General features: G+C 74.7%; 14 protein-coding genes. 7 read left to right on the top strand and 7 right to left on the bottom strand.

Features of this window, described 5'->3' with window-relative positions; genetic code table 11:
* Positions 1 to 28 precede the first annotated feature (28 nt).
* Positions 29 to 1471 carry an alpha/beta hydrolase family protein gene (locus RBJ77_RS02485; protein WP_372343464.1) on the top strand — a complete coding sequence of 481 codons (1443 nt, stop codon included), beginning with the start codon at positions 29 to 31 and terminating at the stop codon, positions 1469 to 1471.
* Positions 1472 to 1481: 10 nt separating this feature from the next.
* Here the strand turns inward: RBJ77_RS02485 and RBJ77_RS02480 are convergent, their stop codons facing one another.
* A complete protein-coding gene (locus tag RBJ77_RS02480; RefSeq protein ID WP_372343463.1) occupies positions 1482 to 2315 on the bottom strand; it encodes a dienelactone hydrolase family protein in 834 nt (277 codons plus the stop codon).
* A 100-nt stretch (positions 2316 to 2415) separates the two neighbouring features.
* On the opposite strand from RBJ77_RS02480, the gene RBJ77_RS02475 reads away from it, so the two are divergent.
* The 6 genes from RBJ77_RS02475 to RBJ77_RS02450 all read left to right on the top strand — a co-directional run bounded on the left by RBJ77_RS02475 (position 2416) and on the right by RBJ77_RS02450 (position 8888).
* Positions 2416 to 3411: a GlxA family transcriptional regulator gene (locus tag RBJ77_RS02475; RefSeq protein WP_372343462.1), complete on the top strand. Its 996-nt coding sequence runs from the start codon at positions 2416 to 2418 to the stop codon at positions 3409 to 3411.
* A gap of 153 nt (positions 3412 to 3564) precedes the next feature.
* Positions 3565 to 4005, top strand: coding sequence for a DUF6325 family protein (locus RBJ77_RS02470; RefSeq protein WP_372343461.1), 441 nt, complete (start codon positions 3565 to 3567; stop codon positions 4003 to 4005).
* Between the two features lie 36 nt (positions 4006 to 4041).
* On the top strand, positions 4042 to 4350 hold the full coding sequence (locus RBJ77_RS02465; protein WP_372343460.1) for an SHOCT domain-containing protein: 309 nt from the start codon (positions 4042 to 4044) through the stop codon (positions 4348 to 4350).
* 232 nt (positions 4351 to 4582) lie between these two features.
* Positions 4583 to 6103, top strand: coding sequence for an FUSC family protein (locus RBJ77_RS02460; protein WP_372343459.1), 1521 nt, complete (start codon positions 4583 to 4585; stop codon positions 6101 to 6103).
* 382 nt (positions 6104 to 6485) lie between these two features.
* Entirely contained in the window at positions 6486 to 7787 is a 1302-nt protein-coding gene (locus RBJ77_RS02455) for a nitric oxide synthase oxygenase (RefSeq protein WP_372343458.1), read from the top strand.
* Between the two features lie 57 nt (positions 7788 to 7844).
* Positions 7845 to 8888, top strand: coding sequence for a lactonase family protein (locus RBJ77_RS02450; protein ID WP_372343457.1), 1044 nt, complete (start codon positions 7845 to 7847; stop codon positions 8886 to 8888).
* On the opposite strand, the gene RBJ77_RS02445 is transcribed toward RBJ77_RS02450, so the two are convergent.
* The 6 genes from RBJ77_RS02445 to RBJ77_RS02420 form a co-directional block, all read right to left on the bottom strand.
* Complete coding sequence (locus tag RBJ77_RS02445; protein WP_372343456.1) at positions 8881 to 9552, bottom strand: trans-aconitate 2-methyltransferase; 672 nt, start codon at positions 9550 to 9552, stop codon at positions 8881 to 8883. The two genes, RBJ77_RS02450 and RBJ77_RS02445, sit on opposite strands and share 8 nt — an antisense overlap.
* Positions 9553 to 9919: 367 nt before the next feature.
* On the bottom strand, positions 9920 to 10858 hold the full coding sequence (locus tag RBJ77_RS02440; protein ID WP_255974245.1) for a sirohydrochlorin chelatase: 939 nt from the start codon (positions 10856 to 10858) through the stop codon (positions 9920 to 9922).
* A gap of 127 nt (positions 10859 to 10985) precedes the next feature.
* Positions 10986 to 11948 (bottom strand): N-acetylglucosamine kinase, encoded by a 963-nt coding sequence (locus tag RBJ77_RS02435; RefSeq protein WP_372343455.1) that lies wholly within the window; start codon positions 11946 to 11948, stop codon positions 10986 to 10988.
* Entirely contained in the window at positions 11945 to 12622 is a 678-nt protein-coding gene (locus RBJ77_RS02430) for a uracil-DNA glycosylase (RefSeq protein ID WP_372343454.1), read from the bottom strand. Before RBJ77_RS02430 ends, RBJ77_RS02435 begins: the two co-directional genes overlap by 4 nt.
* Positions 12623 to 12707: 85 nt before the next feature.
* Positions 12708 to 13805, bottom strand: coding sequence for a WD40/YVTN/BNR-like repeat-containing protein (locus RBJ77_RS02425; RefSeq protein WP_372343453.1), 1098 nt, complete (start codon positions 13803 to 13805; stop codon positions 12708 to 12710).
* Positions 13806 to 13897: 92 nt separating this feature from the next.
* Positions 13898 to 14830 carry a class I SAM-dependent methyltransferase gene (locus RBJ77_RS02420; RefSeq protein WP_372343452.1) on the bottom strand — a complete coding sequence of 311 codons (933 nt, stop codon included), beginning with the start codon at positions 14828 to 14830 and terminating at the stop codon, positions 13898 to 13900.
* Between the last annotated feature and the right edge of the window lie 45 nt (positions 14831 to 14875).

Below are 14875 nucleotides of genomic sequence, written 5' to 3'. Positions count from 1 at the left end.
GTGCACAGCCGGCACAGGAGCCGCTCCCTTGAACACAGTTGACCTCTTCCGCCGAAGCCGCCCGGCCGCCGTCGCCGCGTCCCTCGCCGCCCTGCTGCTCGGCAGCCTCGGCACCGCCTCCGCCGCCCCCGCCGCCCCCTCCCCGGGAGCGCCGGCCACCGCACCGTGCCCACCCCGCCTCCAGGACAAGGCGAGGTGCTACACCGGTCAGGACGACACCGGGGCGTACTACACCGTCGCGGTCCCCACGCGCTGGAACGGCTCCCTGGTCGTCCACGCCCACGGCGGCCCCGACCTCGGCGACGCCTCCGACCCCGCCCGCAGCACCGACGACCTGGACCGCTGGGCCGTGCTCGTCGACCAGGGGTACGCCTGGGCCGGATCCTCCTACCGGCGCGGCGGATACGGCACCCGGATGGCGGCCGCCGACACCGAGAGCGTGCGCCGCCTGTTCGTCGAGGAGTTCGGCACACCGGACCGCACCTATCTGCACGGCCAGTCCTGGGGCGGCGACGTCGCCGCCAAGGTCGCGGAGACCTACGGCACCCGGCCCGGCGCCTACGACGGCGTGCTGCTCACCAGCGGCGTCCTGGGCGGCGGTTCGCGCGGCTACGACTACCGCGTCGACCTGCGCGTCGTCTACCAGTACTACTGCCGCAACCACCCCCGCCCCAGCGAACCGCAGTACCCGCTGTGGCAGGGCCTGCGCCCCGGCTCCACCATGACGTCGGCCGGACTGCGCGCCCGCCTCCAGGAGTGCACCGGCTACACCTCGCCGCCCGAACAGCGCACCGCGCTCCAGCAGCGCAACCTCGACGACATCCTCGCCGTCACCCGCATCCCCGAACGGTCCCTCGAATCCCATCTGCGCTTCGCCACGTTCACCTTCCGCGACATCGTCGACACCCGCCTCGTCGGCCGCAACCCGTTCTCCAACCGCGGCGTGCGGTACACCGGTTCGCACGACGACAAGGCGCTCAACGCGGGCGTCGCCCGCTTCTCCGCCGACCCCACGGCACGCCGTGACCTCTCCTACGACAGCGACCTCACGGGCCGGGTGACCCTGCCGGTCCTCACCCTGCACGCGATCGACGACCCGACCGCGTTCGTCGAGCACGAGGCCGCCTACCGGGCGACGCTGCGCGGCGCGGGCCGCGACGGGCACCTCGTCCAGACGTTCACGACGGAGACCGAACACAGCGCGCTCAGCGACTCCGAGTACGCCAACTCCCTGGCGGCGCTCGACCGTTGGTCCCGCACGGGCGAGAAGCCGACACCCGGATCCCTCGCCGCGTCCTGCGCGACCTTCGACCGCACCTACGGCACCGGCTGCTTCTACGTCCCGTCGTTCCGCCCCGAGCCGTACGCCTCCCGGATCAGGCCCCGCCCCGGCGGGCTGACCTGGCCCGCCATGACGGCCGCGCAGGAGAAGGCGTGGTCGCGGATCGACGGGGTCGGCATCGCCCCGTAGGTCGCGGCGACTACGCCGGGGCCGTCCCGCCGAGCCGTTCCCGGAGGAAGGCGAGGATGTCGTCGCGGGCCCGCACCGTGGGATGGCCGTCCCGGTCGACGAGATGCGCCGTGACCACGCTGTGGGCGCAGCCGACGACGTCACGGAAGAACGGCGGCGGATCCGGGTTGGCCGCGTCGGCGGGCAGCACGCGCCCGTCGAACGCGTCGCCCAGCAGCGCACGGTAGGCGGCGAACCGCCGGCCCGTGCACCACCGGTCGCCCTCGAAGCGGTGCGCGAGCACGGTCAGCCCGTCGCGACGCACCCGGTCGGCCACCGCGACGGCGTCCGCCGCGGCCATCTCCAGGCCGCCCGGATCGTCGAGCGGCAGCGACGGATGGTTCACCACCGGCGCGACGACGGCCGGTTCGAGCGCCATGGTGAGGGCGAAGTTGCCGGTGAAGCAGAGCCCCACCGCGCCGACCCCGGGGCCGCCCCGCTCGGCGTGCGCGACCCGGGCGAGGCCGCGCAGCCAGCCCACCACCGGACTGGTGCCGCCCCCGGCGAACGCCCGGAACTCGGCGCTGACGCACGCCCGGCGCATCACCGTCCCGGCCGCCTCCGCGCGGGGATACGCCCCGTCGACGCCGAACAGCGAGGGCAGGTACACGGAGAGGCCCGCGTCCCGGATCCAGCGGGCGAACCGGGCGACGTCGGGACTGATCCCCGGCATCTCCGGCATGAGGATCACCGCGGGCCCGTCCCCGGTGACGTACACCCGCTTGCCGACACCGCCGACGACGACGTCCCGGCGCTCGAAGTCGTCGAGGGGATCGTCGTCCTGTCGTTCTTGACTGCTTGTCATGATCGCAAGGATGGGGGGAGGCTGGCCACGCAGAGAACCGGCGATGCCGCCATGTGTCGGGGCGATACCGCCGTCCGCCGTCGGCCGTCGGAGGTGCCGTGTGAGCCCGCTGCGCGTGAGCGTCCTCGCCTACCCGGGCTGTTTCGCGTCGGAGGTCTACGGCGTGCTCGACCTGCTGACCATGGCGACCCGGGTCGCCGCGGCCCAGGGCGCGGCCGGGCCGTCGTACGAGACGTCGGTGGTCTCGCCCCGGCGCCGGGTGACCGCGTCCGGCGGCGCGCGGCTCGACGTCTCGGCGGTGCGTCCCGCGGACGTCCTGATCGTGCCCGGGTTCGAGGCGCCGCCCGGCCCCGCCGTCGACGCCGCCCTGGCGGACCTCGCGCCGGAGACCGGCACGATCCGCGCCCAGGCCGCGGCGGGCACCGCCCTGGTGTCGATCTGCGTCGGCGCCTTCCTGCTGGGGGAGGCCGGACTGCTCGACGGGCGCGCCGCGACCACCTCCTGGCTGTACGCGGACCGACTCGCGAGGCGCCATCCCGAGGCGCGGATCCGCCCGGCGGAACTGGTGGTGACCGACCGCGGGGTGACGACCACGGCGGCCTTCAGCGCGATGTACGACTTCGCGCTGCGCTTCGTCCGCGAGCACGACGGCCCGCGGGTCGCACGCGGCACCGCACGCCTGGCCCTGCTCGACGACACCCGTTCCACGCAGGCGCCCTACGTCGACCTGGACCTGCTGCCCACGGTCGGACGCGGCCTCGCCCCCTCCGTCATGCGCCGCCTCGACCAGGACCTGGCCGCCCGCTACGACCTGCCCGCCCTGGCCCGCGAGTTCGGCGTCAGCGCCCGGACCCTGCTGCGCCGCTTCGGCGCCGAGACCGGGCGGACCCCCCTCGCGTACCTGCACCAGGCGCGGGTGCGCCGGGCCCGCCACCTGCTGGAGAGCACCGAGCGGACCGTGGCGAGCATCTCCGCCGAGGTCGGCTACCGCGACGTGGGCACGTTCAGCGCCCTCTTCGCCCGGCACACCGGCACCCGCCCGAGCCGCTACCGGGCGGCCCTCGGCGGCCGCGGCCGACCGGACCGCACGGGGTGAGCCGACGCGGTGGCTTGTTCACGGCTACCGTCCGGGCGGCAGCGGTGCTTGTCTCGTTCCCACCACCCGGTTTCCGGTTCCCGGTGCTTCGTGCTCCGCGATGCCCGTGAGTCCGTGAGTCCGTGACCCGCCTCAGGGAAGGGGGTCCCGCTCGTGCCCAGGGGTTTGAACGTCGACACGATCGGACCGGTCGACGTCGCCGTGGTCGTCTTCGAGGGCAACCGCATCAACGGCGACGTCGCTCCCGCACTGTGGGAGCTGCAGAAGAACGGCACCGTGCGCATCCTGGACCTGAGTTTCGTCCGCAAGGACGACGACGGTTCCGTGGCGGTCGTCGAAGGGGCCGACGCGGAGGTCGCGGACGACTTCGGATCGATCGCCGACGCCCAGTTCGACCTGTTCAGCGACGAGGACCTGCACGCCGTCGCGGAGGAACTCCCGCCGGCGTCGTCGGCGCTCGTCGTGGCCTGGGAGAACTCCTGGGCGGCGCGACTGTCCACGGCGGTGCGGGCGTCGCACGGCGACCTGCGGCTGCTGGAACGCATCCCCAGGGCGGTCGTCGTCGAGGCCGTCGCCGCGCTCGGCGACGACTGACAGTGAGCCAGTGAGTCAGTGAAAGGGAGGATCGACATGCCTCGGCGATACGGACGGCCCGGCCTGCTGGGCACCGTCGCACGCACCGCGGTGATCTCCGGCACCGCCTCGGCCGTCTCCCACCGCGTCAACCGCGGCATGTCCGAGCGCGACATGCGCCGGCAGGCGGAGGCGGAGGCGCAGGCCGCACCCCCGCCGGCACCGGCACCCGCACCGGCACCAGCACCCGCACCCGCTCCGGCGGACCGGGTCGCCCAGCTCACCGGACTCGCCGACCTCAAGGCCCAGGGCCTCCTGACGGACGAGGAGTTCGCCGCGGAGAAGGCACGGATTCTCGGCTCCTGAGCGGATCGGCCCATGACGGCCGCCTGCCCGGACAGGTGGTCCGTTGGCTCTGCCGTGGCCGACCGGACAGCACTCTTGCTGGGCCATTGGCGCAGGCTTTCCGGCCTCATTTGAACCGTCAGCCGGTCGGATGCTGAGATGTGCATGTCGATGGCGCTGCGGATCCCCAGGGATCTCCGCGGCGCCTTTCTCATGTCGTGGCGCATCTCAGGTGCGGAAGGGGCGGGGCAACGTGCTGAAGAGGGCGTTCGTGGCGCCGGACCCGGGGCGGATCCGGCTGCGGTTCGCGAGCCGGGCGGTGCTCGGGATCGGGCTCGCCGTCGCGGTCTGCGGACTGGCCGGGCACTCGCTGGTGGCCGCCATCACCGGGGGCCTGGCCGCGCTGCTCGCCCTGTTCACCGTCACCGACGCGACGGTGCGCGGCCAGGCCGTGACCACCGCGCTGCTCCCGGTCGTCGGCCTTCCGGTCCTCGCGCTCGCCGCGCTGCTGCACGACGTGCCGGTCGCCCGCGACCTGGCGTTCCTCGCGGTCGTCGGGGCGGGGGTGTACGCGCGGCGGTGGGGACCGCGCGGCCACAGCCTCGGCGTCTTCGCGTTCATGATGTTCTTCGCCACGCAGTTCCTGCACACGGTGCCCGGCCAGCTTCCCGAGCTGTACGCGGCCGTGCTGCTGTCGCTCGTCGCCGCGGCCGCCGTGCGGTTCGGGGCGTGGTGCTACGAGCGCCGGCTGCCGGCGCCCGCCGCCGTCGCACCGCCGACCGGGGGCACCGGGCTCGCCCGGATCACCACGCGGCAGGCCGTCCAGGCGACCGTGGGCGCCGGATTCGCGCTGGCCGTCGGGCAGCTGCTGTCCGACCAGCGGTGGTACTGGGCCGTGGGCGCCACCTGGTGGGTGTTCGTGGCGACGACCTCGCGCGGGGAGACGGTCGTGCGGGGCTTCCGGCGGTTCCTGGGCACCGTGCTCGGAATCGTCGTGGGCTTCGCGGTCGCCGTGCCCCTGCACCACGATCCGGTGGCCGCCGCGGTCGTCGTCGCGGTCGGCGTCTTCGGGATCTTCTACACCGCGCACGTCTCGTACACGTGGATGATGCTCGCGGTGACCGTGATGGCCAGCATGCTCTACGGACTCCTCGGCGTGCTCGACCCGGCGCTGCTCGCCCTGCGGGTGAGCGAGACGGCCGTGGGCTCGCTGGGGGCCGTGCTCGCCGTGCTGCTCGTGCTGCCGGTGACCACGCACTCCGTGACCGACGCCTGGGTCGAGCGGGCGCTGCGCTGCGTGCACGCGTGCACGGCGGAGGCCGCCGCACGCCTCGCGGGGAACGAGGCCGCGGATCCGGCCCCGCGCGTCGCCGAGCTGGAGGCGATCCTCGGCCGCGTCCGGCTCTCGCTCGCCCCGCTCGTCCACCCGCTCAGCCCGATGAAGGCCCGCAGCGGCCGGGCCCGGCAGGTGCTCGCCCTGCTCGACGACTGCGCGCGCGAGGTGCGCGGCCTGGCGTCCGTCGCCGCCGACCCCGAGGCCTCCCACGACGCCCGCCTCGCCGCCGCCTGCTGGCGGGTTGAAGCGGCCGTCGAGGCGCTCACCGACGCGCCGACCGGCGGGCAGCGCCGCCCCTTCGCCGAGGCCGCGGCCCCGCACCCGGCCGGCGCCGAACCGGTGCTCGCGCACCTGCACGCGCTGGAGCGGGCCCTCCTCGACCTCGCCGTTCCGCTGCGCGGATCGAACCGCGTCCCGGCCGGGGCCGTCGGGGCCTGAGCCCGCACCGGTCCTCACGACGGGTCGTGTACGGGGTCGTGCACCGGGCCCCGCTTCGAAGTCCGGCCCCGAGTCCAGACCGGGGCCCGGCCCGCGCCCCCAGGCGCGAGAGACGGCCCACACGCCCCCGCACAGTTCCGCACGCTCCCCGTTCGTCGCCGACCGCCCGCCGACATGCGCCCACTTGTGGTTGTCTCGCATCGGCGTGGACAACCCGGCCCCGAATGAGGCCCTTTCCCGGAGCACGTACAGGGTGGATCACCCTGCCCCAGGGGTAATCCCGCGCCATTGGACGCCCGGGGCGCTGTCCGTCGGACAGGTCCCCCACCCACGGCCGCGCGGGAGCGAGCCGTGGGCCACCGTCGAGCCGCTGGGGGTCACCATGCGAAGCAACCTGCGCCGGACCGGAGCCCAGGAGGTGGAGGGCTGGCTGGCCGCCGCCACGGACGCGCACCCGGCGGACGCCGCCGAAGCGCCCCGGCACGACCGCTGCCCGGCCCCCGCCGGCGGCGCCCACCGCAGGCCCACCGCCCGGCGCCCCGGCGACCTGGCCCACGCCGCCGCCGACTTCGTCCGCCGCCACCACGCCGAGGAGCAGCTCGGCGACCCCGCACCCCGGCTCGCCGAGGTCGGGGCCGAACTCGCCGCGACCGGCACGTACACCCACACCACCGAGGAACTCGTCTTCGGCGCCCGGGTCGCCTGGCGCAACGCCAACCGCTGCATAGGCCGCCTGTACTGGCGCTCGCTGCGCGTGCGCGACCTGCGCGGGCTCACCCGGCCCGAGGAGATCGCGGCGGCCTGCGCCGACCACCTGCGGGAGGCCGCGCCCGAAGGCCGGATCCGCCCGCTGATCACCGTCTTCGCGCCCGACCGCCCCGGGCGTCCAGGACCCCGCATCTGGAACGAACAGCTCATCCGCTACGCCGGCTACGTCCAGCGCAGCGGCCACGTCATCGGCGACCCGCGCGGCACGGGCCTCACGGACCTGGCCAGGAGCCTCGGCTGGCGCGGCGGCCCCGGCACCCCGTTCGACGTCCTGCCCCTCGTCGTCCAGAGCGCCCCGCACGAACGGCCCCGCTGGTTCGACCTGCCCCCCGACGCCGTCCTCGAAGTCCCCCTGGAACACCCGGACTTCACCTGGTGGTCCGAGCTCGGCCTGCGCTGGCACGCGGTCCCCGCCCTCGCCAACATGTGCCTGGAGATCGGCGGCGTCTGCTACGGCTCCGCGCCGTTCAACGGCTGGTACATGGGCACCGAGATAGGCGCCCGCAACCTCGCCGACACCGACCGCTACAACCTCCTGCCCCACCTCGCCCACCGCCTCGGCCTCGACACCAGCACCGACCGCTCCCTGTGGAAGGACGAGGCGCTCGTCGAGCTCAACCGCTCCGTCCTGCACTCCTTCGACCGGGCGGGCGTCACCATCACCGACCACCACACCGAGTCCCGGCGCTTCCTCACCCACATCGAGCGCGAGGAGTCCCGCGGGCGCCCCGTCGGCGCCGACTGGTCGTGGATCGTGCCGCCGATCTCCGGCTCCGCGACCGGCGTCTTCCACCGCACGTACGACGACGTCGAGAGCACCCCGGCGTACGTCCACCACCCCGAGGCGCACGCGCGGGCACGCGGCGAAGAGGGGATCGCGACGCGGCGCCGCACTCCCTGGCACGATCTGGTCTAGACCCGCTGCTACCGTCGGCCGCGCGGGCACTCGGCCCGCACGCCGAAAGGGGAAGCAGTGAGCGGCAGTCAGGCAGGGCGGGCGTACATCGGATCGTTCACGGCGGCGGGCGGCCGCGGCATCGTCACCGCGGACCTCGACCCGGCCGACGGCTCGCTCACGGTCCTGGACGCCACGGACGTGCTGCCCGACCCCTCGTACCTGACGGCCGGCGGCGGACTGCTCTACGCGGTGAGCGAGACCACCGACGGCGCCGTCGCCGCGTTCCGCACCGACACGGTGCCGGTGCGCCTGGCCGCACCGCCCACGCTCGTCGACGGCGACGGCCCCACGCATCTGTCGGTGTGGCCCGAGGCCGCCCGCGTACTGACCGCCAACTACGGCTCCGGCAGCGTCACCGTGGTGCCGCTGCGAACCGACGGCACCCCGGACCCCGCGGGCCGCGACGTGCTGGCCCACACCGGCTCGGGGCCCCACCCGCAGCGCCAGCAGACCCCGCATGCCCACCAGGTCCTGCCGGACCCGAGCGGCCGCTGGGCCCTCAGCGTCGACCTCGGCACGGACTCGGTCCGGGTCTGCGCCCTCGACGACGACGGCCGCGTCACGCTCCACCACGAGACGGCCCTGCGGCCCGGCTCGGGCCCCCGCCACCTCGCCTTCCACCCGGCGGGCGACCACGCGTACGTCCTCAACGAGCTGACCCCGACCCTCACCGTGTGCCGCTGGGACGCGGCCGACGGCACCCTGAAGCCGCTCACCGAGCTCCAGGTCCTGCCCGAGGCGCCGGCCGGCGACGCCTACCCCTCCGAGGTCGTCGTCGCGCCCGACGGCCGCTTCCTGTGGGTCGCGACGCGCGGCGAGAACACGATCTCCCTGTTCTCCCTCGACCCGACCGGCGAACAGCCCACGCTGCGCGCGATCGTGCCCTGCGGCGGCGACTGGCCCCGCGACCTGGCTCTCGACCCCTCGGGACGGTTCCTCTACGCGGCGAACGAACGCTCCGGAGACGTCACCTGGTTCGCCGTGGACGCGGAGTCGGGCGTGCCGGTGCGGGCGGGTTCGGTACGGGTGCCCGCGGCGTCCTGCGTGGTCTTCAGCTGACGTCTGCGCCCGCCCGCCGCCGGGCGATCCCGACGATGAAGCTCCCGGCGGCGGGCCGCACCCGCACGGACCAGCCGAGCGCCGCGAGCCGCCCGGTCAGCGCCTCGGTCTCGTGGAACACCTTCACGATGCGGTACGCGCTGCCGTCGTCGAGGCGCCGCAGCGCGGTCTCCCCGGACCCGCCGGGGAGGAGCTCCTCGTGCACGGCCTCACCCGGCCCGTCGTCGACGAACACCACGGTGCCGCCCGGCGCGAGCGCGGCGTCGACGGTGGCCCAGAAGTCCGCCAGCCGCGCCGCCGGCACGTGGGACAGCCAGAACCCGAAGAACACGGTGTCGTACCGTCGCGGCGGCCGCCAGGTGAACAGATCCGCCTGAACGAACCGCACGCCCGGCGCCCCCGCACGCGCCCGTGCGATGTCCAGCACCTCGGCGGACGCGTCGACCGCGGTCACGGAGTCCGCCCGCGCGGCGAGCAGCGCGGTCCACTGCCCGGTCCCGCAGGCCAGCTCCAGCACGTCCCCACCGACCGGCCACGCGTCGACGAGCCCCAACAACTCCCGCAGGTCGCTCCGCTCGGCATAGGGCCGGTCGTACTCCGGCGCCCGGGCCCGGTAGTAAGCCATCTGCTCGGTCAGCAGACCATCGTCCTCGTCAGCACCCATGCCCCACGACGGTACAGACGGTCCACGCGCTCATGGGCCGATACGCACCATCCAGCCCACTATCCAGCCCGTCCGGCGTTTGAGGACGGTTTGAAGGGACGCGACGTCTCACCCGAGGCGTACTTTCCAGCCTGTCCGGCGTTTGAGGACGGTTTGAAGGGACGCGACGTCTCACCCGAGGCGTACTTTCCAGCCTGTCCGGCGTTTGAGGACGGTTTGAAGGGACGCGACGACTTACCCGAGGCGTACTATCCAGCCCGTCCGGCGCTTGAGGACGAGCCCGCAGGGCGACGACCGAGCCCGCAGGGCGAGCCCGGAAACGACGAAGGACCCGCAGCACCGGCCACGGGCCCCACGAACCCCCCGCTCAACCGCCGGAGGCAACCGGCTGGGGGGTGATCCCCAGCGCCGTCGTGTACTTGGCCAGCGCCAGCTTCCCCATCGCCGGATACGCCCCGAGCGGCTCCGCGGCAGCGCACCCCGCGTCCTTGGCCGCGGCCTCCAGAACGGACGGGTCCAGCTCGGGCCCGATCAGGTACGGCGCGAGCGCCAGCTGCTGCGACCCGGAGTTGCGGAGCTGCTCGGCGGTCGCGGCGACGGCCCCCTCGGCGTCGAGCGCGGCGGCGATCACCGGCACGGCGAGGCGCGCGGCGAGCAGCATGCCGGTGATGCCGGCGGCCTGGACCGCCTCCTCGCCGCCGACCGACGCGAGGATGATGCCGTCCGCGGCCGTGGCCACGGTGAACAGGCGGGCCCGGTCGGCGCGGGCGAGCCCGGCCTCCGACAGCCGCACGTGCAGACCCTCGGCGAGCAGCGGGTGCGGGCCGAGGACGTCCGTCAGCTCGGCGGCGACCCGGCTGTCCGTGATGCCCTGGCGGATCTGCCGGATCTGCGCGTTGTCGGGCCCCGCGAGGAGCGGCACGACGACGGCGACCGGCCCCTCCGGCTCCTTGACTCCCTCGACCCCGGCGGCGACGGCCTGCTCGTAGCGGGCGGTGCGCTCCTTCGCGGCGTGCGCGAGCACGGACGCGAGGGAGGGGAACTCGGCCGAGATCGGGAAGTCGGTGACCTCACCCTCGACGAAACCGACCCGCGCGTCCAGGCCGGGCAGCTCGGACCGCGCGATGCTGACGACCTCGTCGGCGAGCATGCGCGTCGCGGCGCTGGGCACGCCAGGAACCGCGAGAACGAGGGACGGTGCGCCCTCGGGGGCGGCCACGGGTTCCGGGCGGCGGTGCCGTCCGGGCTGTCGGGGTCGCGGCATTCGTACAGGCAGGCCGGAAGCGGGCCCAGTGGGGGAGCTCATGGCGCCGCATGCTACTGGCTCGGGCGGCATCCTTGTTCGGTCAGGGGGCAGCTGAGCGGTATCCGTCCGCTAATGTCCGATCGGTTACGGATGGCTCAACTGTCCTGGTCCGCTGGGGTGCGGCGGTCTACGGCACATGCAGCAGACGCCCGTCGATGGGCAGGCGCAGGCCGTCCGTCGCGAGGGCGCCCGCGATCACCAGGGAGCCGTGCAGCGGGTCACCTGCGGCGGGAACCACGGTGGCCTGCGGGAGTTGGGCGGCCAGCTCCTCGCCGAGGGGGCCGAGCAGCGGATCGCCCATCTTGAACAGTCCGCCAGTCAGTGCGACTTCACCGCCCTGTGCCGGGCACACCGCCGCGGCGGCCTCGGCGATGTGCCGCGCCGCGGCGCGCAGGATGCCGGCCGCGACCGGGTCGTCCGCCGCGCACGCGGCCACGTCCGGCGCGAACGAGGCGAGCGCCGCGGGCCGGTCCGTGCGCGGATAGATCTGCCCCGGCAGGTCGCCGGCCGGGCCGAACCGCTCCTCGGCGAGCGCGAGCAGCGCCTTGCTGCCGCCGCCGCGCCCGTCGTACGCGCGCATCGCCGCGTCGAGCCCGGCCCGTCCGATCCAGGCGCCGCCGCCGCAGTCGCCGAGCAGATGCCCCCAGCCGTCGGCCCGCCGCCAGCCGTCGAGATCGGTGCCGAGGGCGATCATCCCGGTGCCGGCGGCGACCACCGCGCCGGGCCGCTGACCGAGCGCGCCCGCGTAGGCGGTCACGCCGTCGGCGGCCAGCGCGATCCGGTCGACGCCCAGCTCGCGCCGCATCGCGCCCGGCAGTTCGGCGCGCAGGTCCGCGCCGAGCGTGGCCATCCCGGCGGCGCCCACGACGACCGCGGCCGGTGCCTGCCGCTCGGCGTCGTCACCGAGCAACGCCCGTGCCATGGGAAGCAGTTGAGCCATCATGTCGGCGGCGTCGATCCCCGCGGCGGAGGTCCGCACCGGGGTGCGGGACACGGCCGTCGTGGCCCGCCCCGGATCGTCGGGGTCGGCGAGCGCCAGCCGCAGTCCCGAGCCGCCCGAGTCCACTCCGAGGACCCGGCGCGCGGTCACGGCAGCCGCCAGTCGATGGGCTGCGCGCCCTGCCGGGCCAGCAGGTCGTTGGCCCGGCTGAAGGGGCGCGAGCCGAAGAAGCCGCGGTCCGCGGACATGGGGGAGGGGTGCGGTGACTCGATCGCCGGGTACTCGCCGAGCCAGGGCCGCGTGTTGCGCGCGTCCCGGCCCCACAGCACGGACACCAGCGGACGGCCACGCGCGGCGAGCGCCTTGATCGCCTGCTCGGTGACCTGCTCCCACCCCTTGTCGCGGTGCGACGCGGGCCGGCGGGGCGCCACGGTCAGCGCCCTGTTGAGCAGCAGGACGCCCTGCTGGGTCCAGGGCGTCAGGTCCCCGTTCGACGGCTCCGGCAGACCGAGGTCGCTGCCCAGCTCCCGGTAGATGTTGATGAGGCTGCCCGGCAGCGGACGCACGTCGGGCGCGACGGAGAACGACAGGCCGACCGCGTGCCCCGGCGTGGGGTAGGGGTCCTGCCCGACGATCAACACCCGTACGTCGTCGAACGGTTGCTGGAAGGCGCGGAGCACGTTCGCTCCGGCCGGGAGATAGGTGCGCCCGGCGGCGATCTCCGCGCGCAGGAACTCTCCCATCGCGGTGATCTGCCCGGCCACGGGTTCCAGGGCCTTCGCCCAGCCCGCCTCGACGATTTCATGCAAGGGTCGTGGTGCCACGGGCGTCACCCTACTGCCGTACACGCGGAGCACTTCAACCGGCAGTCGGCCGGGGCCTTCCGGCCGACCGCCTGGTGCCCCCGCGTCAGCCCACGACGGCCGCGCGCACGCACAGCACGTCCGGCAGGTGGGACGCCAACTGCCGCCAGCTGTCGCCGTCGTCGGCCGACGCGTACACCTCGCCGTTCCTGTTGCCGAAGTACACCCCCGCCGGGTCCGCGTCGTCCGTGCACAGCGCGTCCCGCAGGACCGTGCCGTAGTGGTCGCCCTCCGGCAGGCCCCTCGACAGCGGCTCCCAGCTCTTGCCCGCGTCCTGGGTGCGGAAGACCCGGCACCGGTGGTCGGCGGGGACCCGGTCCGCGTCCGCGGTGATCGGGAACACGTACGCCGTGTCCCCGCGGCGCGGGTGCGTGGCCACCCCGAACCCGAACGTCGACGGCAGGCCCTCGCCGATGTCGGTCCAGCGGCCGCCCCCGTCGTCGCTGCGGTACACGCCCCAGTGGTTCTGCAGGTAGAGCCGGTCCGGGTCGACGGCGTCCCGCGCCACCTTGTGCACGCACTGCCCGAACTCCGGGTCCGGATCCGGCAGGAACACCGCCGACACCCCGTGGTTCGCCGGGGCCCAGCTGGCGCCGGCGTCCGCGGAGCGGAACACCCCGGCCGTCGACACCGCCACCGTCAGCGCCCGCGGGTCCCGCGCGTCGGTGAGCACGGTGTGCAGGCCCTCGCCGCCCCCGCCCGGCACCCACTGCGAGCGCGTCGGGTGCTCCCACAGCGGGCGGCACAGCTCGAACGTCTCGCCGCGGTCCTCCGACCGGTACAGCGCCGCGGGCTCGGTCCCCGCGTACACCACGTCCGGCTCGGCCGCCGCCGGATGGAGCTGCCACACCCGCTCCAGCGAAGTCCCGGTGTCCTTGGGGAACTTGACGGCGGGTGCCGACGGCTCCGTCCAGGTGCGGCCCAGGTCGTCGGAGTGGAAGACGGACGGCCCCCAGTGCGCGCTGTCACCGCTCGCGAGGAGCCGGGGCGTGTCCCCCCGGGTGTCGATCGCGACGGCGTACACCGCCTGCGCGTTGAAGTAGGGATGGTCGTCGAAGACCCAGGACGCCCCGGACCCCCCGCCCGTCCGCCGTCCAAGGAACAGCCCTTTGCGCGTGCCCACGGCCAGCAGCACTTCAGTCATGCCGAACACCTCCGAAACGTCGTTGTCTCCAGGTATCGGCCAGTCTGCACCCCGCCACTGACATCGGCCGGGTCAGCGGGTTTCGTCGCAGGTCAGCTGGCCTGTCTCACGAACTGCCACAGCACCATCGCCGGCATCCCCGCCCACGCCGTGTGCGCCGCTTCCGGCGCCAGGTCCGACAGCGACCACGGCCACACCTCCCACGGCCCGGGACCCGGCTCCCGCGCCCCGCCGCCGTCCTCGGCCTCCGGTCCTGGCCGCGGTGCCGGCTCGTCGCAGCGGCGCACCGACAGCCCCGCCGCGAGGGCCGCGCGCACGTAGTCGCCGGTGCGGTGGACGTACGACGCGAGCCGGGCGGGAGTGCCGTCCGTGCGCCGCACCGAGGGGATCACCCCGCGCGCCACCTGCTCCGGGTGGATGTCGGCGACGAACAGCAGGCCGCCGGGCCGCAGCACCCGGCCGAACTCGGCCAGCACCGGCCCGAGTTCGGGCACGTGGGTGAGCGCGAGGGAGCACGTCACCAGGTCGGCCGACGCGTCGGCCACGGGCAGGGCACGCAGGTCGCCGCGCCGGAAGTCGCCCTCCGGCACCCGCGCGCGGGCCATCGCCAGCATGTCGGGCGAGCTGTCCACGCCCATGACCCGGTGGCCGGACCCCGCGGCCAGCGCCGCGAGCCGTCCCGTGCCGCAGGCCGCGTCGAGCACCACCGAGTCCGGCGGCAGGGCCGCCGTGATCCCCGTGAGCACGGGCTCGTCGTAGTCGAAGGCCGTGTTCGGCCCGTCGTACGTCGACGACCAGATCCGGTACCCCTCGACGGTGTCGACCCGGGCCACGTCGACCGCGGCCCCCGCGAGCGACGCGTCGTCGAGCAGCCGCCGGATCTCCGCGACCCGCGCGGCCACGAACGCCGGACCGTGCCCGGCCCGCTCCGGGTCCCCCGGGAGCTCCCCGGTTCCGGTGAACGCCCGCATCAGCGCGATGCCTTCGAGCCCCAGTGCGTACGCGAGCGGGTTCTCGTGAGTCATCCGGACGACGCTAGCCACGGGCGGCACCGCCCCGCCAACGCTTTT

This window comes from Streptomyces sp. KL116D (assembly GCF_030766975.1).
GTDB classification, from domain to species: Bacteria; Actinomycetota; Actinomycetes; order Streptomycetales; family Streptomycetaceae; genus Streptomyces; species Streptomyces longispororuber_A.
Note: the sequence above shows the minus strand (reverse complement) of the source record. Positions and strands in the feature narration are given on the sequence as shown.

What these genes read in the sequence shown, in the direction of transcription:
- RBJ77_RS02425 (WP_372343453.1), bottom strand. Translation starts at nt 13,805, where the DNA reads ATGACTGAAGTGCTGCTGGCCGTGGGCACGCGCAAAGGGCTGTTCCTT.
- RBJ77_RS02465 (WP_372343460.1), top strand. Translation starts at nt 4,042, where the DNA reads ATGCCTCGGCGATACGGACGGCCCGGCCTGCTGGGCACCGTCGCACGC.
- RBJ77_RS02480 (WP_372343463.1), bottom strand. Translation starts at nt 2,315, where the DNA reads ATGACAAGCAGTCAAGAACGACAGGACGACGATCCCCTCGACGACTTC.
- RBJ77_RS02445 (WP_372343456.1), bottom strand. Translation starts at nt 9,552, where the DNA reads ATGGGTGCTGACGAGGACGATGGTCTGCTGACCGAGCAGATGGCTTAC.
- RBJ77_RS02440 (WP_255974245.1), bottom strand. Translation starts at nt 10,858, where the DNA reads ATGAGCTCCCCCACTGGGCCCGCTTCCGGCCTGCCTGTACGAATGCCG.
- RBJ77_RS02420 (WP_372343452.1), bottom strand. Translation starts at nt 14,830, where the DNA reads ATGACTCACGAGAACCCGCTCGCGTACGCACTGGGGCTCGAAGGCATC.
- RBJ77_RS02455 (WP_372343458.1), top strand. Translation starts at nt 6,486, where the DNA reads ATGCGAAGCAACCTGCGCCGGACCGGAGCCCAGGAGGTGGAGGGCTGG.